At 54.5% G+C, this 23,337-nt stretch carries 16 protein-coding genes; 14 read left to right on the plus strand and 2 right to left on the minus strand.

Annotated features, from left to right (window positions below):
• Positions 1–7 precede the first annotated feature (7 nt).
• The 7 genes from FJM65_RS11540 to FJM65_RS11570 all read left to right on the plus strand — a co-directional run bounded on the left by FJM65_RS11540 (position 8) and on the right by FJM65_RS11570 (position 13,072).
• Positions 8–2,806, plus strand: coding sequence for a formylglycine-generating enzyme family protein (locus FJM65_RS11540; protein WP_140621671.1), 2,799 nt, complete (start codon positions 8–10; stop codon positions 2,804–2,806).
• 139 nt (positions 2,807–2,945) lie between these two features.
• Positions 2,946–4,124: an aldose epimerase family protein gene (locus FJM65_RS11545; RefSeq protein ID WP_140621672.1), complete on the plus strand. Its 1,179-nt coding sequence runs from the start codon at positions 2,946–2,948 to the stop codon at positions 4,122–4,124.
• Between the two features lie 30 nt (positions 4,125–4,154).
• Positions 4,155–7,568: an amylo-alpha-1,6-glucosidase gene (locus FJM65_RS11550; RefSeq protein ID WP_140621673.1), complete on the plus strand. Its 3,414-nt coding sequence runs from the start codon at positions 4,155–4,157 to the stop codon at positions 7,566–7,568.
• 90 nt (positions 7,569–7,658) lie between these two features.
• Positions 7,659–8,855: a PHP domain-containing protein gene (locus tag FJM65_RS11555; RefSeq protein ID WP_140621674.1), complete on the plus strand. Its 1,197-nt coding sequence runs from the start codon at positions 7,659–7,661 to the stop codon at positions 8,853–8,855.
• A 123-nt stretch (positions 8,856–8,978) separates the two neighbouring features.
• Positions 8,979–10,139, plus strand: a complete 1,161-nt coding sequence (locus FJM65_RS11560; protein WP_140621675.1) for a galactokinase — start codon at positions 8,979–8,981, stop codon at positions 10,137–10,139.
• A gap of 186 nt (positions 10,140–10,325) precedes the next feature.
• On the plus strand, positions 10,326–11,354 hold the full coding sequence (locus FJM65_RS11565; RefSeq protein ID WP_140621676.1) for a UDP-glucose--hexose-1-phosphate uridylyltransferase: 1,029 nt from the start codon (positions 10,326–10,328) through the stop codon (positions 11,352–11,354).
• Between the two features lie 140 nt (positions 11,355–11,494).
• Positions 11,495–13,072, plus strand: coding sequence for a sodium/sugar symporter (locus FJM65_RS11570; RefSeq protein ID WP_140621677.1), 1,578 nt, complete (start codon positions 11,495–11,497; stop codon positions 13,070–13,072).
• Positions 13,073–13,190: 118 nt separating this feature from the next.
• On the opposite strand, the gene FJM65_RS11575 is transcribed toward FJM65_RS11570, so the two are convergent.
• A complete protein-coding gene (locus FJM65_RS11575) occupies positions 13,191–13,406 on the minus strand; it encodes a hypothetical protein (protein ID WP_140621678.1) in 216 nt (71 codons plus the stop codon).
• A 323-nt stretch (positions 13,407–13,729) separates the two neighbouring features.
• Positions 13,730–16,036 carry a nitric-oxide reductase large subunit gene (locus tag FJM65_RS11580; protein WP_140621679.1) on the minus strand — a complete coding sequence of 769 codons (2,307 nt, stop codon included), beginning with the start codon at positions 16,034–16,036 and terminating at the stop codon, positions 13,730–13,732.
• A gap of 289 nt (positions 16,037–16,325) precedes the next feature.
• Here FJM65_RS11580 and FJM65_RS11585 point away from each other — a divergent pair, with 289 nt between their 5' ends.
• The 7 genes from FJM65_RS11585 to FJM65_RS11615 all read left to right on the plus strand — a co-directional run bounded on the left by FJM65_RS11585 (position 16,326) and on the right by FJM65_RS11615 (position 22,752).
• Positions 16,326–16,820, plus strand: coding sequence for a c-type cytochrome (locus FJM65_RS11585; RefSeq protein ID WP_140621744.1), 495 nt, complete (start codon positions 16,326–16,328; stop codon positions 16,818–16,820).
• Between the two features lie 29 nt (positions 16,821–16,849).
• Positions 16,850–18,889: a Sec-dependent nitrous-oxide reductase gene (gene nosZ / locus FJM65_RS11590; protein WP_140621680.1), complete on the plus strand. Its 2,040-nt coding sequence runs from the start codon at positions 16,850–16,852 to the stop codon at positions 18,887–18,889.
• Between the two features lie 145 nt (positions 18,890–19,034).
• Positions 19,035–19,559, plus strand: coding sequence for a hypothetical protein (locus tag FJM65_RS11595; RefSeq protein WP_239022930.1), 525 nt, complete (start codon positions 19,035–19,037; stop codon positions 19,557–19,559).
• Between the two features lie 8 nt (positions 19,560–19,567).
• A complete protein-coding gene (locus FJM65_RS11600) occupies positions 19,568–20,032 on the plus strand; it encodes a nitrous oxide reductase accessory protein NosL (protein WP_239022931.1) in 465 nt (154 codons plus the stop codon).
• A complete protein-coding gene (gene nosD, locus FJM65_RS11605; RefSeq protein ID WP_140621682.1) occupies positions 20,016–21,341 on the plus strand; it encodes a nitrous oxide reductase family maturation protein NosD in 1,326 nt (441 codons plus the stop codon). The genes FJM65_RS11600 and nosD overlap by 17 nt, the downstream gene beginning before the upstream one ends.
• Entirely contained in the window at positions 21,274–21,981 is a 708-nt protein-coding gene (locus FJM65_RS11610; RefSeq protein WP_140621683.1) for an ABC transporter ATP-binding protein, read from the plus strand. The genes nosD and FJM65_RS11610 overlap by 68 nt, the downstream gene beginning before the upstream one ends.
• 3 nt (positions 21,982–21,984) lie before the next feature.
• Positions 21,985–22,752 carry an ABC transporter permease subunit gene (locus FJM65_RS11615; RefSeq protein ID WP_140621684.1) on the plus strand — a complete coding sequence of 256 codons (768 nt, stop codon included), beginning with the start codon at positions 21,985–21,987 and terminating at the stop codon, positions 22,750–22,752.
• The last annotated feature ends 585 nt before the right edge of the window (positions 22,753–23,337 follow it).

Genomic DNA, 23,337 nt, shown 5'->3' on the forward strand with positions numbered 1-23,337 from the left:
TTATACGATGGTAAGATTAGAACTTAAAAGGACTTTCGCCACGCTTCTGGGGCTTGTCGTGCTGTTTTCGGCACAGGCGCAGGAACTGCAGGGCATCTCGCTGAGCAGCGGAGCGAAAGGGGTAAAGGCGTTCACGGTGAAAGGCAAAGAGCTGCAGGCACCCGCAGAACTGCCGCTGGTATACTACGAGGTGGATAAAAAGGCCGCCACCAGCCTGCAGCCGGAAAAGAAGGTGCAGGTAAGCTTTGAGCAGGAGAAGGGCTTTACGCCAGGCTATAAAGGCAAGGTTACGTTCAAAAACACCTCGCCGGATACCGTGTGGCTGTCGAACGTGGTGCCGCTGGGCCGCGAGGATAAAGCAGTTTATATCACCGGCAAGGGCGAGCACCCACTTTCGCGCACGCACCTGTTTCTGCCAGGCAAGAGCCCTGTCAACGTGATCGTGCCGGATAATGCCTGGGAGCTGGGATACACCGGGCTGGAGCTTGGCAACGGGCAGGCGGTGTGCGCACTGGTGCGCCGGGACCTGGAAAGTATGGAAAAGGCCACCCGCCGCCGATTCGAAACGGTGATTGCCCCAGGCGGCTCTGTAAAGTATGATTTTTACGCCGACGCCTACAACGGAGACTGGCAACAGGGCCTCAAAAAGATGTTCCAGGAGCGCTACCTGTACGATGTGGCCTCGTTTGACAACACCCTTTTTGAGCGCGAGGACCTGAAATGGATTCGCCATACTTATGTGATGCACCTACTCATGGGCTGGGACAAATTTTACTACGATGACGCGGACGGCAAATTCCACCTGGAGGAGTTCCTGAAGCGCGGACAGCGGCTGTATGGCGGTGATGACGCGATCGGTATCTGGCCTACCTGGCCTACCCTTGGCCTGGACCAGCGCAACCAGTTCGACCTTTTTCGTGACCTGCCGGGCGGTTTGGCGCAAGTGCGGCAAACGGCAGATGAGACCAGAAGTATGGGTACCGCCTTTTTCATTTGCTACAACCCCTGGGACGAAAGCACCCGCGACGAGGGGCACATGAGTGGCATTGCCGACATCATCAAAAACACCGGTGCCGATGGGGTGGTGCTGGACACGAAAGGCTCCTCGAGCAAAGAACTGCAGGAGGCGGCAGACGAGGTGAAGAAAGGCGTGATCATGTACAGCGAGGGCATGGCCGTGCCGAAAGACATGCAGGGCATTGTTTCGGGGCGGGTGCACAACGCGCTATACTATGCGCCCATGCTCAACCTGAACAAGTTCATCAAGCCTGAGTTTGCCATTTACCGCGTGGCTGAACTGTATAAGGAGCCGATTCAGCGGGAGTATGCGACCTCTTTCTTCAACGGCTATGGCACCGAGCTGAACATCTTCGCCCCGGGCCAGCCAAGCTGGGCGGAGGAACAGTATAACTACCTGGGCCGCACTTCCCGCATCCTGCGCGAGAACACCTATAACTTCACCTCCAAAAATTACACGCCGCTTATCCCGGTTACAGCTGATAAAGTATATGCCAACAAGTGGGTGGATGGCGACAAGGTGATCTACACCATTTACAGCATCGTGCCGGAAGGCTACAAGGATCTGTTGTTTGAGGTGCAGCCGCAGGAGGGCAGGCATTTCGTGGACCTGTGGCACCACAAAGAGCTGCAGCCGGAGAAGAAAGACGGCAAATTCTACGTAGAGGCCGAGACGGATGCTTTCCACAAGGCTTACCTGGGCACGAACAACGAGGGCGAAGTAGACTGCATCGCCGAGCTTCCTGTTATCTTAAAAACCTCGTTAGAGAGCGACATGCTTTTGGTGAGCGCCGATAAAGGGGACCAGATAAAGATATGGGCGGGCGTGCCGGACTATGAGAAAAAGCCGCTGGAACTGAAGCCGGGGAGCCACCAGGTGCGCCTTCTGGATCACTTTGGCCGCTTTGAGGGCAAGTTTATCATTCAGCTGTTTAACGAGGGCATTTTGCTGGACGAGAACATCGTAGAGGTGAAGCCGGGTACGCCGCGCCTGACCTCCGAAGTAGAGAAGACCACGAAAAGCGGCGGCAAGCGTGGGATGGTGAAGATCCCGGCAGGCAAATTTACCTTCAAAGCTACGCAGGGCGATGACTTTATCCCTTACCCAAAGTATAACCAGGGCAGAACCTACCAAATGAACGCCTTTTACATGGACAAGTATCCGGTGACGAATGCCCAGTTCGAGGAGTTTTTGAACAAGAGCAAGTATACGCCCGCCGACACAGCCAACTTCCTCAAGCATTGGGTAGACGGCAAGATACCTGCCGGCACGGAAGATCACCCGGTAACCTATGTGAGCTATGAGGATGCTAAGGCCTACGCCAAGTGGGCCGGCAAAAGGCTGCCAACCGAGGTGGAGTGGCAGTACGCCGCCCAAACACCAGACGGAAGGGCCTGGCCTTGGAGTGCGAAAACAGACAACATCCGCCGCGAGGAAGAGCCCATAACCGGCACCCTGACGGTGTTCAAGATCAAAGGGATAGATCCGGCCTATGCCAACCTCGGCAACGGGAAGCTAGACCCGGTAGGCTCTTATCCGAAAGGGAAGAACCCCTACGGGCTGCAGGACCTGGTAGGCTCAGTATGGCAACTCACCAACGATGAATACAGAAATGGTTCCTATGATTACGTCATCATGAAGGGCGGCTCTTACTATAACCCCACCTCCAGCTGGTGGTATGTGCAGGGCGGGCCGCGCGAGCTGCACTACCGGCAGTTCCTACTCCGGGTGTCCGAAGGCTTCGAAAGAAACGCGACCGTGGGCTTCCGCTGCGTGAAGGATAACTAAAGAAAATTGCAGTCTCCGTGTTGCGTCAAGTATGGCAGGATAAGAAGCCGGAAAGATGCTGCGCGGAGACTGCATCCTTTAAGAAAGAGCCTCATTTGGGGGCAGCTGTTTTTGAAAATCTTAGCTTTAAGAACTAACTATGAAAATCGGAAAATTCATTGCTCCCTGCCTTTATCTCTTGCTGGCAGCATCCTGCAATAACCAAACAGATAACACCACGGCAGGCACCTCGGTAGAAGAGAGCGCCTCAGAAAGCAAACTGAAAAGCACACTGGACCCGGCAAACTTTGAAAGGGAGCTGGACGGAAAACAGGTGCAGTTATACTTCCTCAAAAACAAGAACGGACTGGAGATGGCGGTAACCAACTACGGGGCCAAAGTGGTGTCGTTGCTGGTGCCGGATAAGGATGGCAAAATGGAGGATGTGGTGCTGGGCTTTGATAACCTGGACGGCTACCTGAACGCTAACGAGCCATACTTTGGGGCAGCGATCGGCCGCTACGGGAACCGCATTGCCAATGGCAAATTCACCTTGGACGGGAAACAGTATAAGCTTGCCACCAACAACGCCCCCAACCATCTGCACGGCGGCACTAAAGGCTTTAACGCGCAGGTGTGGGATGCCAAACAGGTGAACGACCAGACGATCGAGTTCACGCGCCTTTCGCCAGACGGAGAGGAAGGCTACCCGGGCAACCTGCAGGTGAAGATGGTCTACACCCTCACCGACGACAATGCCTTTAAGATCACCTATGACGCCAGCACCGACCAGCCCACGCCCATCAACCTGACCCACCATTCCTTTTTCAACCTGCACGGCGCCGGCAAAGGAAGTATAAACGACCATGTGCTGATGATCAATGCCGATGCCTATACACCGGTGGATGAGACGCTGATCCCTACAGGAAAGCTCGAAAAAGTGGCGGGTACGCCGATGGATTTCCGGGAGCCTACCGAGATCGGCAAAAGGGTGGAAGATGACTTTGAACAGCTGAAGTTCGGGAAAGGCTACGACCATAACTGGGTGCTGAAAGACAGCAGCAACAGCCAAAAACTGGCCGCCACAGTATGGGAGCCAACGAGCGGCAGGTACATGGAAGTATACACCACAGAGCCTGGACTGCAGTTTTACGGCGGCAATTTCCTGGATGGCAAGGACAAAGGCAAAGGCGACAAACCCTATGAGTTCCGGTCGGCGTTTTGCCTGGAGACGCAGCATTTTCCCGACTCTCCGAACCAGCCGAACTTTCCTTCCACCATACTTCAACCCGGGGAGCAGTACCAGCACACCGCTATCTACAAGTTTTCGGTAAAGTAGCAGCTCCCGGATTACCTTACCCTAAAACGCATGAGAAGACCTCTGTTTATACTTTTGCTGGCGCTTCTGAGCACCTTTACTTACGCCCAGAAAAACCACCCTACACAACAGATAAAAATAGGCCTGGTAGCTAGCGCCCTGCCCGCCGACGAACAGGCAGTTGTGGAGGCCTTTCTGCAGGACCAACAGGATTTTGAAACGGTAGCACTGCGCCTGGACCAGCTCAAAAAGGGCAGAGCCTTAAAGAAAGCGGGCGTTACGCATGTATGGCTCCACAAGCTTTCCCCGGATGGTAGCACAAAACAGGAAGTAGCGGCCGGAAAAACGCTGAAGGAGTTTGTGCAGAACGGCGGCAACCTTATTCTCTCAATGGAGGCTGTGCGCTTACTCAACGACTGGGGCATTGAAAAGCATTCGTTTGAGGTGAAGACAGACACCGTGAAGGACGAAGGATTTGGGCGCCCGCTTGGGTTTCACGCGTTCAAATCGCATCCTGTTTTTGAGGGGCTGCACGGCGGCGCCTACCCCTGGAAAGCGAAGAAGGACCACGTGATCCGGAAGATAGGCTTTTTTGAGAACAGCCTGCCGGATACAACCATCGCGAAGGTGATCGGCACGGAGTGGACGTACATCACCTTCCATGAAAACAACAAGCTTGTGCTGGAGTACACGCTCGGCAAAGGAAAGATCATCGCCGTGGGGGCCTATTCATACTTTGCCCCCGCAAACTTTAACACGCTGCAACTCCACCGCTTCTACCGCAACCTGTTCCGCTATACGGCCGGGCAGATAGAGGGCATCGAGCCGCGCTACTGGAACTATGCTGCCCAACAGGTAGTGGCCTTGGAAAGTGATTTTCCGCAGACGGGCCTTGTGCAGGCCACCAAATGGCAGCTGCCGGAGCTGACGCTGCAGCTGGAGAAACAGCAGGCCACGGAGGATTTCGTCAGCCTGGCCGGCCGGCGGATGCTGGTGATGGGGAAGCAGAAAGGCGGCATCGATGAGATCTGGTCGCACCCGTTCATGTCGTTTAGGGATGTGGCGACCGGCGTGCTGATGAAGGGAGCTGACTCGGTGGTATGGCTGAACGAGCTGACACCCGCTGTCACCATTTCGCCGGAGCTGTTGATTAGGAAATATACTATAAACGGGGCTGTCATCCGCGAAATCACCACCGTGGCCATGGACAAGCCGGTGGCCGCTGTGCACTACGAGTGGGAGAGCGCCGCGATCGATAAGATCTTCATCAGGTATACTTCAAACTTCCGCTACATGTGGCCATACTCTTCCAAAGCCACCAACTCCATTCACTTTGCCTGGTCCCCGGAAATGAACGCTGCCGTAGGCTCTGCCCAGGGCGGCGACCTGGCCAGTGTCATGGGCTTTAGCAGCAAACCGCAAAAGTATACTTTGGGACAATTCGATGGTTTCAAGTATAGAAACGGAATGTACACAGGAAAGAAAACTGACCTGATCCAACTGAGTGGCCTTTTCAGTTTTGATGCCGCCGATGCCCAGGGAAAACTGAGCGCCTACCTGGTGGCCGGCAGCGAGGGGCTGGACAACACACTGCAGCTGTACGACCAGGAATCGAAGGAATTTAACAGCCTTTTCAAAAAGTCCTCCGCATACTTTGCAAACCTCTTGCGCAACAGCCTGATCGTAACTACCCCGGATAAGGAGTTCAACACAGGGTATAAATGGGCACTGGCGCGGACAGACCAGTTTCTGCAGGAAACCCCTGGCCTGGGCACCTCGCTCATGGCCGGCTTTGGCACCACGGCCCGCGGCTGGGGCGGCGGACAAAAGATAAGCGGCCGGCCCGGCTACGCTTGGTATTTCGGGAGGGATGCCCAGTGGAGCGGCATGGCCATCAACGCCTATGGCGGGCATCAGATGGTGAAGAAAGCGCTGGATGTGTTTGTGAAGTACCAGGACCTGACCGGTAAAATTTACCACGAGCTCACCTCCAGCGGGGCGGTGCATTATGACGCTTCCGACGCGACGCCGCTGTATGTGGTGCTGGCGGCGCATTACCTGAAATATTCCGGCGACCTAGACTATATCCGCTCGATCTGGCCATCCTTAAAAAAGGCAATGGATTTTTGCTACAGCACCGACACCGACAGGGATGGCTTGATAGAGATCACGAACGTGGGGCATGGCTGGATAGAAGGTGGTCCGCTGTTTGGCGCGCATACCGAGATTTACCTGGCCGGCAGCTGGGTGGCCGCGTTGGATGCTGCCGCTTACATGTCCGGAATGCTGGAGAACCAAAGCCTGGCAAAAGGCTATAGCCAGGACGCAGCAAACGTGCGCCAGATCATCGACAGGGAATTTTGGGACACCAAGGGCGAGTACTTCTACAACGGCAAAATGCGCGACGGCAGTTTTATGCAGGAAGAAACCATGCTGTCGAGCGTTCCCATCTACTTCAATGCGGTGGCTGATCCGGCAAAAGCCGCTAAAACAACGGCTTCTTTTTCCCGGAACGACTATGCAACCGACTGGGGCCTGAGGATTCTGCCGGAGAGCAGCGACAAGTTTAACCCCAAGGCCTATCACGCAGGTATGGTGTGGCCGCTGTTCAGTGGCTTTGTAGCGCTGGCAGAGTATAAAACCGGCAAGTACGTGAGCGGCTTTACCCACACGATGAACAATTTGCTGTTGTACCAGCACTACGGTTTGGGCAGCGCCGAAGAAACCCTCCACGGATCTGAGTATAAACCCGCTGGCGTATGCTACCAGCAAGGCTGGTCCGAAACCATGGTGCTTCAGCCTGTTTTGGAGGGCATGCTGGGGCTGGCCCCGGACGCGCTGGCAAACCAAATTGCTTTTTCCCCGCGCTTCCCCTGGCACTGGAACGAGGTGCAGGTGGATAACATCCAGTTTGGGGAGCATCGGGCAAGCGTACTAATGCAGCGCACGGCAACCTCTACCAAGTATGATTTTAAGTATAAACCGGATGACAAAGGCTTTGACCTGATCTTCTCTCCGGGCGTGCTCCCGGGAGCACGCATTCAAAAAGTGCTGGTAAACGGGAAAGAGGTAAAGTTCGCACAGGAAGGCAAACCGGAAAGTATGCAGCTGCGCCTGCAGCCAATCCGCATCACCGGCCAAACCACCGTGGAGATTGTGCAGGAGGGAGGCATAGGCGTCTTGCCTCTCATCAACAAGCCTGCCCCGGGCGACACGAACAAGGGCGCGAAAATCGTGGGCGAGACCCTGGGCGGAACGAAGTATACCGTAGCCCTGGAAGGCTTATCCGGCAAAACGTACCAGTTCGAAGTGCTTTCCAATGATAATGTAAAATCTGTGGCAAACGGCAAGATCCTCCGCAGGAAAGGCAACGTGTATACTATGCAGGCAACCATGCCGGAAGTCTCCGAGAAGTATGCTACGCAGCAGGTAACGTTCGAATTACAGGAGCAGCCGCGTTTGTGAAGCCGGATGTTTGTGTATCTTTAGGAGGTGCATCGGCTTTTGCCCGGCTCATACTTTAAAAACTTATTATCTGAACCCACTTTTACACTAATGCGCTACATTCTCCTACTCCTCCTTCTTCTGCCGCTCACCCAACTGCAGGCACAGGAGGCGACCAAAAAATGGTATAAGGGCAACACCCATACCCACTCTTACTGGAGCGATGGGGACGACTTCCCGGAGATGATCATGGACTGGTACAAAACTCACGGCTACGACTTTATCTCGCTCTCCGACCACAACACTCTGGCAGCCGGAGAAAAGTGGAAAGCCATCCCGAAGCACCCTTTCCGGCAACGGCGCTTTGAGGAGTACCTGGAGAAGTATGGCAGCGAGTGGGTCACCTATAAAACGGATTCTGCCGGGCAGATCAGCGTAAAGTTGAAAACCCTGGAGGAGTACCGGCCTTTGTTCGAGGAAGCGGAAAAGTTCCTGATCATACAGGCTGAGGAGGTGTCGGACGGCTATGATGGCAAGCCGATCCACATGGGGGCCATCAATGTAAAGGAAGTGATCAAACCGCAGGGAGGCAACAGCGTGGCCGAGGTGATGCAGAACAACCTGGACGCGGTGTATGCGCAGCGGGAGCGAACCGGTCAGCCGATGTTTGCCCACATCAACCACCCTAACTTTGGCTGGGCGATAAAGCTGGAGGACATGGCGCACCTGAAAGGCGATCGCTTTTTTGAAGTATACAACGGCCACCCGCACGTGCACAACTACGGCGATTCCACCACGATGGGCATGGAAGAGCTTTGGGACAGGTTGCTTATACTTTACCTGCACCAGGGCGAGCCGCTTTTGTACGGTTTAGCCACCGATGACGCGCATAATTATCTGAAGAGCGGCGCTGGCCTGTCGAACCCTGGGCGCGGGTGGCTTATGGTGAAGGCCACGGATCTATCGGCAGCGGCCCTTATCGAGGCCATGGAGCAAGGCGATTTTTACGCCACAACCGGTGTGGAACTGGAGGATGTCCGCTTCCGCAAAAACGCGTTGGAGGTTTCGGTGAAGCCTGAAGCTGGTGTCAGCTACACCATCCAGTTTTGGGGAGCAAAGAAAACGGCCGATGGCAAAGAGCAGGGCGGTGCGTTGCTGAAGGAGGTGCAAGGCAGTCACGCAAAGTATAAACTGCGGAAAAAAGACCTGTACGTACGGGCAAAAGTCATCTCCTCCAAACCCAAAGAAAACCCCTACCAGGCAGGCGACATGGAGACAGCCTGGGTGCAACCGGTTACAGCCCGCTAAGTATAACTGGGTTTTTTGCGTTTTGTGCAAAGAATACGCAGCTGCTGTTTCTATTGCTAAGGTAATTTAATTATACTGACATGGAGGCTATATTTGCAGACCTTCCGTTATACGTTACAAGCGATGCTACAAGAGATTAAAGATAAATTTAAAGAACTGTACAACCAGGAGCCGACCATCGTTCGCTCGCCGGGCCGCGTGAACCTGATCGGCGAACACACCGACTACAACAACGGCTTTGTGCTGCCCGCCGCCATCAACAAAGAAATATACTTTGCCGTGGCGCCCAACAACACCAACACCTTCCGCGCCTACGCCTACGACCTGGAGCAGGGGGCGGAGTTTGACCTGAGCCAGGTGCAGCCATCCAACATAAGCTGGGCCAATTACCTGTTGGGCGTGATTGCGCAGCTGCAGCAGGCTGGCTACGAGGTGAAAGGCTTTGACCTGGTCTACGGCGGCAACATCCCGATAGGGGCCGGGCTTTCTTCGTCGGCGGCTGTGGAGTGCGGACTGGCCTATGCGCTGAACCACATCTTCAGATATAACATCCCGAAGCTCGACCTGGTGAAGATGGCGCAGCTGGCCGAGCACGAATATGCGGGCGTAAAGTGCGGCATCATGGACCAGTTCGCCAGCATGTATGGCCGCCGCGACCACGCCGTGAAACTCGACTGTCGCTCCCTCGACTTTGATTACTACCACCTGGAGATGGCCGATTACCGCATTGTGCTCTGCGATACACAGGTGAAGCATAACCTGGCCTCGTCGGAGTATAACACCTGCCGCCAGGAGTGCGAGGCCGGTGTGGCGCACCTGCAGCGCCACTACCCGGAGGTGAACAGCCTGCGTGACGTGACCGTACCGATGCTGGAGCTGCACCAGGAGGAGTTCGACCCCACGGTGTACAAGCGCTGCACCTACGTGGTGCACGAGAACCTGCGGGTGGAGGAGGCTTGCCAGGCGCTGGAGCAGGGCGATATGAAGTCCTTTGGAGAGAAAATGTTCGCTTCGCACCGCGGCCTGCAGCACAAGTACGAGGTGAGCTGCGAGGAACTGGATTTCCTGGTGGACCAGGCACGGGAGATGGACGCGGTGCTGGGCGCACGCATGATGGGCGGCGGCTTTGGCGGCTGCACCATCAACCTGGTGAAGCTGGAGGCGCTGGAGGAGTTCATCCAACGTATGGAAGAAGCCTATAAACTGCAGTTCGGCATCCACCTCAAAACCTACGTGGCCGAGATCGTGGACGGCAGCAGCCTGGTGGAGCCAGGGCAAGTGTAAGGTGTAAAGTCTAAATTCGATTAACCCGCCCCTAACCCCTCCAGGGAGGGGAAAAGATTACTCGTGTACAAATTCCCCTCTTGGGAGGGGCGGGGGTGGGTAAATGCGCATCATAGCAGTAGCAAATTATAATTTGAGTTATCCAGTTGAAGCCCTTTTCTGGCATCAATACAAAAGAAAATAAAAATGCCTGATTTTGATTTAGCGGAACATCCGCACAGAAGATACAACCCCCTGACCGGAGAGTGGGTGCTGGTGTCGCCGCACCGGGCCAAGCGCCCGTGGCAGGGGCAGGAGGAGGAGCAAAGCTGCGATACCCGACCCGAATATGACCCCGGCTGTTACCTTTGCCCCACCAACACCCGCGCAGGCGGCGAGCAGAACCCGGACTACGGATCTACTTTTGTCTTCAACAACGACTTTGGTGCACTGCAGGCCGAAACACCGGAGGGAGCTTATGTGTTAGGCGATCTGATCCGGGCGGAGAGTGAGCGCGGTATCTGTCGGGTCATCTGTTTCTCGCCGCGACACGACCTCACGCTGGCCGACATGGAGCCCGAAGATATCCGGAAGGTGGTGGACCTGTGGCAGCGGGAGTATGCCGAGCTGGGCAGCAAGGATTTCATCAACTACGTGCAGATCTTCGAGAACAAGGGCTCGATCATGGGCTGCAGCAACCCGCACCCGCACGGGCAGATCTGGGCGCAGAGCACCGTGCCCGTAGAGCCAGCCAAGGAGACAAAACAGCAGCATTTATACTTTGAGCACCACCACCGCAGCCTCCTGGCCGATTACCTGAAGCTTGAACTGGAGACGCGCGAGCGGGTGGTGGCGGAGAACGAGCACTTCGTGGCGCTGGTGCCTTTCTGGGCGGTGTGGCCTTTCGAGACCATCGTGATCAGCAAGCGCCATTTTCAGCATATCGGGCAGATGGGAGAGGAGGAGAAAAACGGCTACAGCCAGATCATCAAAACCGTGACCGCCACTTACGACCGCGTGTTCGGCGTGTCGTTCCCGTACTCTTCCGGCATTCACCAGAGTCCAACCGACGGGCAGGAGTACCCGGGCTGGCACTTCCACATGCACTTTTACCCGCCGCTGCTGCGCTCTGCCACCGTGAAGAAGTTTATGGTGGGCTACGAGATGATGGGAAACCCGCAGCGCGACATCACACCGGAAGCCGCGGCCGACATGCTCCGCAGCCTAGTGCGGTAAGTATACTTTATGTAGCCCAAAGCCATTTGTTCTCACCAAAGGATGAATGGCTTTTGGTTTAGCACAGAGTATAAAAAAGACAGACATATAAGTAAATTAAAACTAATATTATATATTAGCTATCCAAAAACCGTTAATCCATGAATTTTTCTACACTCGACTTTATTGTCTTCATCGGGTACTGTGTGCTCATCATTGTGGTGGGTATTCTGGTTTCCCGCGAGAAGAAGGGGCATACCAAGAACTCCACCGACTACTTCCTGGCCAGCAAATCGCTGCCTTGGTGGGCGATCGGTGCCTCGCTCATTGCTTCCAACATCTCGGCAGAGCAGTTTATCGGGATGTCCGGCTCCGGCTTCGCGATCGGTTTGGGCATTGCCAGCTACGAGTTTATGGCGGCAGCCACGCTTATCATCGTAGCGAAGTTTTTCCTCCCGATCTATATAAAAGAGGGCATTTTTACGATGCCGCAGTTCCTGAAGCTGCGCTACGACGACCGCATCCGGACCAGTCTGGCCATTTTCTGGATCATGCTCTACATTTTCGTGAACCTGACTACCGTGCTATACTTGTCGGCGCTGGCGCTGAGCGTGGTGCTGGAGGTAAGCACCACAACGGCCATTATTGGCCTAGCGGTGATAGCCGTGGCTTATTCTGTGTACGGCGGCCTGAAAGCCGTAGCCTGGACAGACGTAATCCAGGTGATCTTCCTGATCATGGGTGGTTTGGTTACCACCTACCTGGCGCTGGATGCCGTGAGCGGTGGAGCCGGACCATTTCAGGGCATGAGCATGCTGCTGCAGAAGGCTCCTGAGAAGTTCGATATGATCCTGTCGGAGGAGAACCCGTTTTACAAAGACCTGCCCGGCATAACCGTGCTGGTGGGTGGTATGTGGATCGCCAACATTAGCTACTGGGGCTTTAACCAGTACATCGTGCAGCGTGCCTTGGCTGCCAAAAGCGTAAAAGAAGTACAGTGGGGGCTGGTGTTTGCGGCTTTCCTGAAGCTGTTGATTCCATTGGTAGTGGTAATTCCGGGTATTGCGGCCTTTGTGCTGAACGCTGAGATCAGCCGTTACGATGAGGCTTACCCTTGGCTGTTGGGCCACCTGGTGCCAACCGGTATAAAAGGCCTGGCCTTTGCCGCGCTTATCGCTGCCGCCCTGTCATCGCTTAGCTCCATGATGAACTCTACCGCTACTATCTTTACAATGGACATCTACAAATCTCACCTAAAGCCGGACGCTACCGAAAACCAGATGGTAATGGTGGGCCGACTCGTGAGTTTGGTGGCTATCGTGATTGCGGTGCTGGTAGCAGAGCCGCTGTTGGGCGGCGAGGAACAGATCTTCCAGTTCATTCAGAAGTATACCGGCTATGTGAGCCCGGGTATTGTGGTGCTGTTCCTGTTCGGCCTGTTCTGGAAAAGAGCCACCTCTAACGCAGCCCTGGCAACAGCCATTGCCTCTGTGCCTTTCAGTATCATCATCGATATGCTGTTCCCGACTATGCCATTCCTGGATCAGATGGGCCTGGTATTCCTGTTGCTGGCAGCGCTGATGGTGGCGATATCACTGTTCGAGAACAACGTGCGTGGCAAGTTTCCGGAGAATACGGTGGTTATTGAGAAGGAGCTGTTTAAAACCGACAGCATCTTTAACGTTGCCTCCATGGCCATTGTGCTGGTGCTGGCGGCCATCTACATTATTTTCTGGTAGAAAAGTATAGTTTACCTGGGGCAGCTTGTCCCAAAAACAGCAACAGCCGGTGTAAACGCACCGGCTGTTGCTGTTTTTGCAGGGCCATACATTAAATAAAGGCTGAACCTCAAAGAGGCTACTGCTGCTGTTTTTCTATTGTTTTGCGGGAAACGGTATCCACGTCAAGGCGCTTGTTCGTGCCTGAGTCCAACTCTACCTGGGGCGTGATCTTCTCGCCGGCACCGATCTCTACCGGTTCGTCTGCAGTTGTTTCACGCTCTGTAGTGTTGTCTGCAGTGTTGTTGCAGGCAAAGGCGATGGTTGCCAGGAGAATCAAGAAAGTCTTTTTCATTATTTCTCTTCTTTGGTTCTGGCTCATTCTAACGCAGTGTCAAAAGTATATGTTGTACATAGCTAATATACAGTAACTTGCAGGTATGGCCCGGCTGCCACTGGTTATACTTGAAGAGGCGTTTTGATAAGTATAACACCAACCGGTGCACCATAGAACATATGATCCTACTGGCAGATTCTCTTAAGGCTGCCGGAAAGTATAAGTTCCTACGCAACTTATAGTTGATCGTGCTATAAGTATAAAGAGTAGCAAAAAAAAGCCGCACTTCGCGCCTGGAGCGGCGCAAAGTGCGGCTTGTGTACATCTAACTAAAACGTGCTTTACTTGCCGGCAGCGGTTTTAGATCGTTGGGCAGAAGGGTAGTCTTCAAATGAAAGGTCCTCATCCTCCTCCAAAGACCAGCCGGTCTTCAGGCCGATCACGAACCAGCCCAGGGCCAGCACACCGCCTGCAAAAATGGTGTCACCGATCACGCGCAGCCAGCGCAGCACTTCCATAGTATCGGTTTGCATGAACTCCATGGAGCGGGCATACCACAGGCCGTACTCCACGCTGGCCCATGTCTGCAGCAGGCCAATCGGCAGCACACTGATCAGCACCATCAGCATTAGGCCAATGTTGATAGACCAGAACGCGAAGCTGATCACGCCATCCTTCCAGCGGCGGCGGGCCGACAAACCTTTCAGCACAAACAGCATCAGACCAATACCCAGCATGCCGTACACCCCAAACAGGGCGGTGTGGCCGTGCACCGGCGTGGTGTTGAGGCCCTGCATGTAGTAGAGCGCAATCGGCGGGTTAATCACGAAGCCGAACACGCCGGCACCCACCAGGTTCCAGAAGGCCACGGCAATAAAGCTGTAGATCGGCCATTTGTAGGCCTTCAGCCAAAGCGTGGCGCGGCTGATCTCCAGGTTGTGGTAAGCCTCAAAGCCGATAAGCACGAGCGGCACCACTTCCAGGGCACTAAAGGTGGCTCCCAGCGCCATTACCGAGGTAGGTGTGCCGCTGAAGTATAGGTGGTGAAACGTGCCGATAATGCCGCCGAACAGGAAGATGATAGTGGAGAACAGTACCGTGCCCGTCGCCATTTTGGTATCCAGCAAGCCCATGCGCACGAACAGGAAGGCAATTACCACCGTGGCGAACACCTCGAAGAAGCCCTCTACCCACAGGTGCACCACCCACCAGCGCCAGTACTCGGCTATAGCCAGGTTCGTGTGCTGTCCCCACATCAGGCCGGAGGCGTAGAAAATGGCAATGGCAGCCGAAGAGATCAGGAACATGCCCAGCAGGTGGCGTCCTTCGGCATCGTTCTTAAAGGCAGGCACGATGGCCCGAACCATCAGCGTGAGCCACAGCACCAGCCCCACCAGCAGGAAGATCTGCCAGAAACGGCCCAGGTCCACATACTCATAGCCCTGGTGGCCGAACCAGAAGTTCTCGCCGTAGCCCAGCTTCTGCATCACGCCGTACCACTGCCCCGCCAGCGAACCCGCCACGATGATCAGCAGGCAGATGAACAGGAAGTTAACGCCCAGCCTCTGGAACTTAGGCTCGTGGCCCGACACGGCAGGGGCAATGTATAAACCGGTCGCCAGCCAGGAAGTCGCGATCCAGAAAATGGCCAGCTGCACGTGCCAGGTGCGGCTGATAGAGTAGGGCAGGTAGTCGGCCAGCGGGAAACCGTAGAGCGCCTGGCCTTCTACGCCGTAGTGCGCCGTTACCACGCCAAACGTCACCTGCACCAGTATGAGCGCCGTCACGATCCAAAAATACTTCAGCGTCGCCTTCATAGATGGGGTAGCCTGCAGGCCCAGCAGCGGGTCCTGCTTCGGCAGCTTGGAGGTGTCGATTTCCTCCTCGCGGTTAGAGGCGTAGTAATAAGCCAGCAAACCAACGCCGGCTATCAGTATGATCACGCTGAAGCCCGTCCAGATGATAAGGTCGGAGCTTGGCTCGTTGGCCACCAGTTTCTCGGCGGGCCAGTTGTTGGTATAGGTAATCTTCTGGCCGGGCCGTTCGGTTACGCAGGCCCAGGAGGTCCAGAAGAAGAAGGCGTTCAGCTTGCGCATGCGCTCCGGGTCGCTCACGGTGTTTTCCTTCATGGCGTAGGCATCGCGGTGCTTGGCCAGCGACGGGTCATCCATGAACAGGCCGGTGTAGTGCTTGCCAACGTTAGCGATGGCCTCAGCGCGCAGGTCAGAGATTTTCAATTCGCCCGTTTCCGGGTCATAGGTATTGGCCCGGATCTGCTTCTGCAGGCGCGCCCGCAGCATGGCCTGTGTCTCCTCGTCCAGGTCCTCATAGGTTTTGCCTTTTTCCTGTTGCGCCCAGCTATCTAAATGAAACATAGCCTCTTTGTGCAGCCAGTCGGCGCTCCAATCGGGGGCAACATAGGCACCGTGGCCCCAGATAGAGCCCAGTTCCTGTCCACCCGTGGATTGCCATACATTCTGCCCGTCTTTAATGTCCTGGGCGGTAAATAACACTTTTCCGGAGGCGGTCACCACCTTTTCGGGTATAGGCGGCGCTTTTCGGTAGATCTCGGAACCATAGTAGCCGAGAACGGCAAAGGAGCCCACTATTACGGCGATAAATCCTAGCCAGAGCTTTTTGTACTTCATGGTAAATTATTGTGTTTGTGAATCTAAATTTTCAGCCGGTGCAGGCATTGCATCCATATTTATTTAGGACTAAAGCCGCGCCAGTGTTTGTTCTTCCGGACAAAGGTCCCCCTGTATGCCTTCCAGAAAAATGATCTAAGTCATTAATAAAAGAGACAAAGGTCTTTTAATGCGGAAAATAACTAGCCTACCTTTGTTTTCGTAGACAATCACTTAATCTTTAGCACTATAATTAAATTCTACAAGTATGAACAGAGAGAGTAAAAACCTGAGAGAAACGCTTTTAAGCATGTTTTTGAAGCCTCTGCAGTTTGGTGCAGTGGCCCTGATTTCCGGTACAATCCTATTTAGCTGCTCTTCGGGAGATAATGAGAACACCGCTGCCACGGAGCAGGAAGAGAGCGGCCTGGCGCAGCAGCAGACGGAGGCGCCTGTAGCTGATGAGGGCAAAGGCATTGGTCCTGTTAGCTCTGTGGAGGTGGGAGACGCAATTGATGAGACCCTTGCTGCCGAAGGTAAAAGCGTGTTTGAGTCCAAATGCTCTGCCTGCCACCAGCTAAGCGACCAGAAAATAGTTGGCCCCGGGCTGGCAGGTGTGACCGAGCGCCGCAAGCCGGAATGGATTATGAACATGATCATGAACCCGCAGGAGATGACCCAAAAGGACCCTACTGCCAAAAAACTACTGGCTGAGCACCTTACCCAGATGACCAACCAGAACATTAACGAGTCGGATGCCAGAGCCTTGTTGGAGTATCTGAGACAGAACGACAAGAATAGCTAGCAAACAACAAGCAAAACCCATAAATCATTATGGAAACACTGATCAATAAGTTTAGGAAAATGGCACCCAAGGCCGCACTGCTGATGGCAGTGACGGCGGGTGCGGCCCTGCAAAGCTGTAACAAAATGGGCGGCGAGGGGGCAGCCACTGCCGAGGGCTTAGACACTGATGCGGCGTCTAAAGTATACGTGGCCCCAGGCAAGCACGATGAGTTGTACTCCTTCCTCTCCGGCGGTTTCAACGGACAGGTGTCGGTGTACGGCATTCCGTCGGGCAGGCTGCTGAAGATCATTCCTGTGTTCTCGCAATTCCCGGAGAATGGCTACGGCTACAACGAGGAAACCAAGGCGATGCTGAACACCTCGCATGGCTTTATCCCATGGGATGACCTGCACCACCCCAAACTGTCGCGCACGGATGGCATGGCCGACGGCCGCTGGCTGTTCGTGAACGGCAACAACACGCCGCGCGTGGCCCGCGTGGACCTAAAAACCTTTGAGACAGTGGAGATTATGGAGATCCCTAACTCAGCCGGTAACCACTGCTCCCCGTACCCAACCAACAACAACGAGTATGTTATTGCCGGTACGCGCTTCTCGGTTCCGCTGGACATGGAGGGCAAGACTGCCGATGTGAGCATGAACGAGTATAAGGACAAGTTTAAAGGTTCGATCTCGTTTGTGAAAGTGGATAAGGAAACAGGCGACATGGAGCTTGATTTCCAGGTGCTGGTGCCGGGCTTCGACTACGACCTGGCCAATGGCGGCAAAGGCCCATCTACGGACTGGGTATTCTTTACCACCTATAACACCGAGCGAAGCAACACGCTGAAGGAGCTGGGCGCCTCTCAGAACGACAAGGACTACCTGGCTGCGATCAACTGGAAACTAGCCGCCAAGTATGCCGCCGAGGGCAAAGCCCACGAGATGCCGGCCAATTACTACCACAACAAGATGGACCACGGCACTTTCCAGGCGAAATCTACTATAAAGAAAAAGGTGCGCTACCTGCTGCCTGAGGAGTGCCCTGGCATGATGTACCTGATCCCGGCGCCTAAGTCGCCGCACGGCATCGACGTGGACCCGACCGGCGAGTATATGGTGGTGAACGGCAAGCTGGCTTCATCGCTGCCTGTGTTCTCCTTCTCAAAAATGCAGCAGGCCATTAAAGACAAAGCCTTTGACGGTGAAGTGAGCGGCATTCCGGTGTTCAAGTATGACGCTGTGCTGCAAGGCGAAGTGAAAGAGCCGGGCCTGGGCCCATTGCACACCGAGTTCGACGGCAAGGGCAACGCCTATTCTACGATGTTTGTGTCGTCTGAAGTGGTGAAGTGGAGCCTGAAAGACCTGCAGGTGAAAGACAGAATTCCGGTTTACTACTCACCTGGCCACCTGATGATTCCGGGCGGCGACACAGAGAAGCCGTATGGCAAGTACCTGGTAGTAATGAACAAGATCACAAAAGACCGCTTCCTGCCGACTGGCCCTGAACTGATGCACTCTGCGCAGCTCATCGACATCAGCGGCGATAAAATGAAGATGCTCCTCGACTTCCCGACCGTGGCCGAGCCACACTACGCCCAGGGTATAAAAGCCGACCTGGTGGCTGCCAACAGCGCCAAGTTCTATAAACTGGACGAGAACAAGCACCCGCAGGCGGTGAAGAACGAGAAAGACGTGAACGTAACCCGCAAAGGCAACGTGGTAACCGTGAAAATGACGGCCATCCGAAGCCACTTAACCCCGGATAACATTGAAGGGGTGCAGGTTGGAGACACCGTGTACTTCCACGTGACCAACCTGGAGCAGGACTGGGACGTACCGCACGGCTTTGCCGTGATGGGCGCCAACAACGCCGAAACGCTGATCATGCCAGGTGCTACCCAAACCCTTAAGTGGGTGCCAAAACAAGAGGGAGTGTTCCCATTCTACTGTACTGACTTCTGCTCTGCCCTACACCAGGAAATGCAGGGATACGTCAGGGTTTCTCCGAAAGGATCTAAAGTGCCGGTCAAGTTCTCTACCGGAGAGCCAAAACCGGTACCACCCGCTACGGCAAGCGTAAACTAACCCTAAGCCGGGCAAAACATAAGCGGAGGTTGCCCGGGCAACCTCCGCTTATGTTTTATACTTTAATACTAAAAGGATGAAAGCGAGTAGCAGAGTGCTGATGATTATGGCAGCGCTATCCCTAGGTTTGCTGTTCCTCTTCCCCATGTGGAAGATCTACCTTAAAGCCCCACAATACCCCGAAGGCCTGGAAATGCACATTTGGGTAAACAAAATTTCAGGAAGCTCCGAGAGCGTGCTCCAGAACTTCAATATCCTCAACCACTACATCGGGATGGAGCCGATCCATGCAGAGTCATTCGCAGAGTTGCGCATTATGCCCTACATCGTTATCTTTTTTATGATAACCGGTGTCATTGTGGCCTTGGTGGGCATCCGAAAACTTATCCTGGCCTGGGCCTTGTTGCTGATGGTGGGCGGCGCTGTGGGTATCACAGACTTTTACCTATGGCTCGTGCGGTTCGGCACGCACCTGAACCCCAACGCACCCATCAAAATACCGGGCATGACTTACATACCGCCGCTGCTTGGCAGCAAAGAGCTGCTTAACTTCGATGCGCTTTCGTTGCCGTCTACCGGTAGCCTGGGCATCCTGCTGGCTGTGGTGTTCTCGGGCCTTGCATTTTATGTGAGCCGCAAAAAGAAGATTAGCCAAAAAGTAACCGCGTAAAATATACTATGATGAAGCTACTGAGGAGTTTAGTTAGCCTGGCGCTTATACTTGTGCTGCTGAGCGGATGCTCAGTGGAGCCTAAGCCCATACCTTACGGACAAGCAAACTGTGTGCACTGCAGCATGACGGTGTCCGACAGCAGGTATGGTGCTGAACTGGTAAACGACAAGGGCAAAGCTTACTTCTTCGACTCAGCAGAATGCCTGGCTGCTTATTTAAACGAGCAGCCGGGGCTGAGCCAGAAGGCGGCCTTTGTGCTGGTATCGGACTACACGAATCCCGAAAAACTGATAGAGGCAGAGCAGGCGTACTTTCTGCAGAGCCGCGAGCTGCCAAGCCCCATGGGCATGTTCCTGACAGCGGTGGCAGACAAGGCCGCTGCCGGCCAACTGCAGCAGGAGTATGGTGGCCGCCTGCTTACCTGGAACCAGGTAAAAGAAGCTGTAAAGCAACATGATAAACCAGAGTAAACATATTTTTATACTTGCCGGCATACTTGTGCTGCTGCTTTTAAGCCAGAGTGGGTTAGCAGACACCATCAAGGTATGTAAGTCCTGCCCAATAACTTTGGTGAAGCAGGCAGTGCAAAAGGCTAGCCCCGGCGATACCGTGCTGGTGAGCAAAGGCGTGTACCGTGAGTCTGGCATAGAGATAACCAAGCCTCTGGCCCTGATCGGCGTGAACAACCCAGTGATAGACGGCAATTTTACCGGCCAGCTTATCACGGTTGTTGCTGATAACGTGACGGTACAAGGCTTTACGCTGAAAAACGTGGCCACCAGCTACCGCAAAGACGACGCCGCCATCCGGGCAAACGAGCAAACAAATGTTAAGGTACTGGATAACACCATCCTGAACACCTACTACGGCATTTACTTCCAGAACTCGAACAACATCGTGATCCGGAATAACATTGTGCGGGGCGAGAACGAGGGCAGAACCGAGTCGTCGTTGGGCAACGCCATACATTTATACTATACCGACAACGTGGAGATTACCGGCAACAACCTGCAGGGCCACCGCGACGGCATCTACCTGGAAGTGGTGAAGAACAGCCGCGTGAACCACAACATCAGCCAGAACAACATGCGCTACGGCCTGCACTTCATGTTCTCGGACGGCAACACCTATACTTACAACACCTTCCGAAAAAACGGCGCGGGCGTGGCCGTGATGTATACCGTGAACGTGCAGATGGAGCACAACCTTTTTGAGGACAATTGGGGCGCAGCCTCCTATGGCCTTCTGCTGAAGGAGATCCGCGACAGTGCCATCCGTAACAACGTGTTCCGGCGCAACTCCACGGCCATCCACATGGAGAGCTCCACACGCCTGGATATAGAAAACAACGATTTTGAGCGCAACGGCTGGGCGATAAAGGTGATGACCACCTGCCTGGACGATACCTTTCGGCTGAATAATTTTAGCGGTAACTCTTTTGACGTGAGTACCAACGGCACCACGCAATCCAACCATTTCAGCCATAACTATTGGGAGAAGTATACCGGCTACGACTTGGACAAGGATGAGGTAGGCGATGTGCCGTACCGCCCTGTCAGCCTGTACTCGATGTTGGTAGAGCGCGTGCCGCCCTCTGTGATGTTTATGCGTAGCTTTATGGTAGACCTGCTGGATAACATGGAGAAGGTGTTGCCCAGCATTATACCGGAGCAATTGGTAGATGAACACCCGTTGATGAAGAAAATACACCATGATAACGATAGAGAACTTGTGCAAGTCTTACGGCAAACTGCAGGTGCTCCGCCACGTGAGCGTTGAGTTTAGCCGGGGCAATGTGATAGCCGTGATAGGCCCTAACGGGGCGGGAAAAACCACCTTGAGCAAAGCCATACTGGGTATGGTGCTGCCCGATAGCGGCGATATCCGGATAGATGGCGAGAGCGTGCTTAAAAAGTATGCCTACCGCAGCCAGATCGGGTATATGCCCCAGATCGGGCAATACCCCGAGAACATGAAAATACGGCAGGTGCTGCAGATGATCCGCGACATACGGAAGGATGTGCAGGAGGTGGATGAGGAGCTGATCGGGCTGTATGGGCTAAAGGAGATGTATGAGAAGCGCATGGGAGCCCTGTCGGGGGGCACACGGCAGAAGGTGAGCGCTGCGCTGGCTTTCTTGTTTGACCCGCAGGTGCTGATACTCGACGAGCCCACTGCCGGCCTGGACCCCATTGCCGCCGAAATCCTGAAGGGCAAGATCCTGAAGGAAAAGAAAAAAGGAAAGCTCATCATCATCACTTCCCACATTATGAGCGAGATAGAGGAGGTGGCCGACGAGGTGCTTTGCATGGTAGACGGGCAGGTGAAGTTTTACGAGACCATCCCCGAACTGAAAGCGCAGACGCAGGAAAGCCGCCTGAGCCGCGCCGTGGCCAAAATCATGAACGAAGAAGCTTAAGCCATGAACAAGATCATTAAATACGTGCTGCTGGACATCGTAAAGAGCAAGATCGTCATTGCCTATACGCTGTTCCTGCTGCTGCTCTCCATCGGGCTGTTTACCCTGGGCGGCAGCGCCGACAAAGGTATCCTGAGCCTGCTGAACCTGGTGCTGCTCACTGTGCCGCTCATCAGCATCGTGTTCGCCACCACGCACTTTTACAACTCCTATGAGTTTATGGAGCTGCTGGTGGCACAGCCTATCAACCGCAAGAAGATATTCCTGAGCGAGTACCTGGGGGTGGCCTTTTCGCTGTCCGGGGCTTTTATACTTGGCGTGGGTGTGCCGGTGCTGCTGTTTGGGGGCGGCCTAACGGGCCTGTACCTGTTGCTGACGGGCGTGTTTATTACCTTCATTTTTGTGGGTATGGCCTTCCTGGCCTCCGTCAGCACCCGCGACAAGGCCAAAGGCATTGGCATTGCGCTGCTGCTGTGGTTCTATTTCGCGCTGATCTATGATGGCCTGGTGCTGTTCATCCTCTACGTCTTTGCCGACTATCCGCTGGAGTATGCCACCCTGGCCATGACGGCCCTGAACCCGATAGACCTGGGCCGCATCATCGTGCTGCTGAACCTGGACGTGTCGGCGCTGATGGGGTATACCGGCGCCTTGTACAAGAGCATTTTCGGGAGTCTGTTGGGCGTTGGGGCGGCCTTTGGCCTGCTGCTGCTTTGGGTGCTGTTGCCGGTACTAAGCTCCAGAAGGATCTTTTCGAGGAGGGATCTGTAGTATAAGTATAAACCCTGCTGCGGCAGGCGAAAGATTGTGTTTTGTGATTTTTGGCGCGTGGGGCAAATGCTCTGCGCGCTTTTTGTTTCTGCGGTACCGGGGCCAATCACTTTAGCCAAGGAGGGAGTCTGTAACCGCTTCTCACAAAGTATAAATTCCTTAGTTGGTGGCTATAGCGCGACCTGTTCCTACAAGTATGAACCCACCCCTAAGAGCTGCGCTCGCTAGCTCAAAACTCTCGTTTTGGCTAGTCCAGAGGAGGGGAATTCACCTCACCCCAGCCCTCCCCCCAAAACAGGGGAGGGAGCTTTCTGGAGCACCTAATCCAACCACCCCTGCCCCTCCTTATCCAAGGAGGGGAACTCCGTTCAAGCTCTGTCAGCGGTGGCTATCGAAATGTTTCCCAGTCTTTCCGTTGAGCGCCTTCTAGATTTCCGGTGCCGCCTTGGCGGCATTGCGACGCAGGAGCAAAGGAAATGTAGACAGCGCGATGCGGGAAGACGAGCCCTCGCGGGCTTGGAGCGAGCCAAGTATGAGGTGCAACGATAGGTATGTAAGACTGAGGATGAACAGTAGCTAGAAAGG

This window comes from Pontibacter mangrovi, assembly GCF_006385705.1.
GTDB classification, from domain to species: domain Bacteria; phylum Bacteroidota; class Bacteroidia; order Cytophagales; family Hymenobacteraceae; genus Pontibacter; species Pontibacter mangrovi.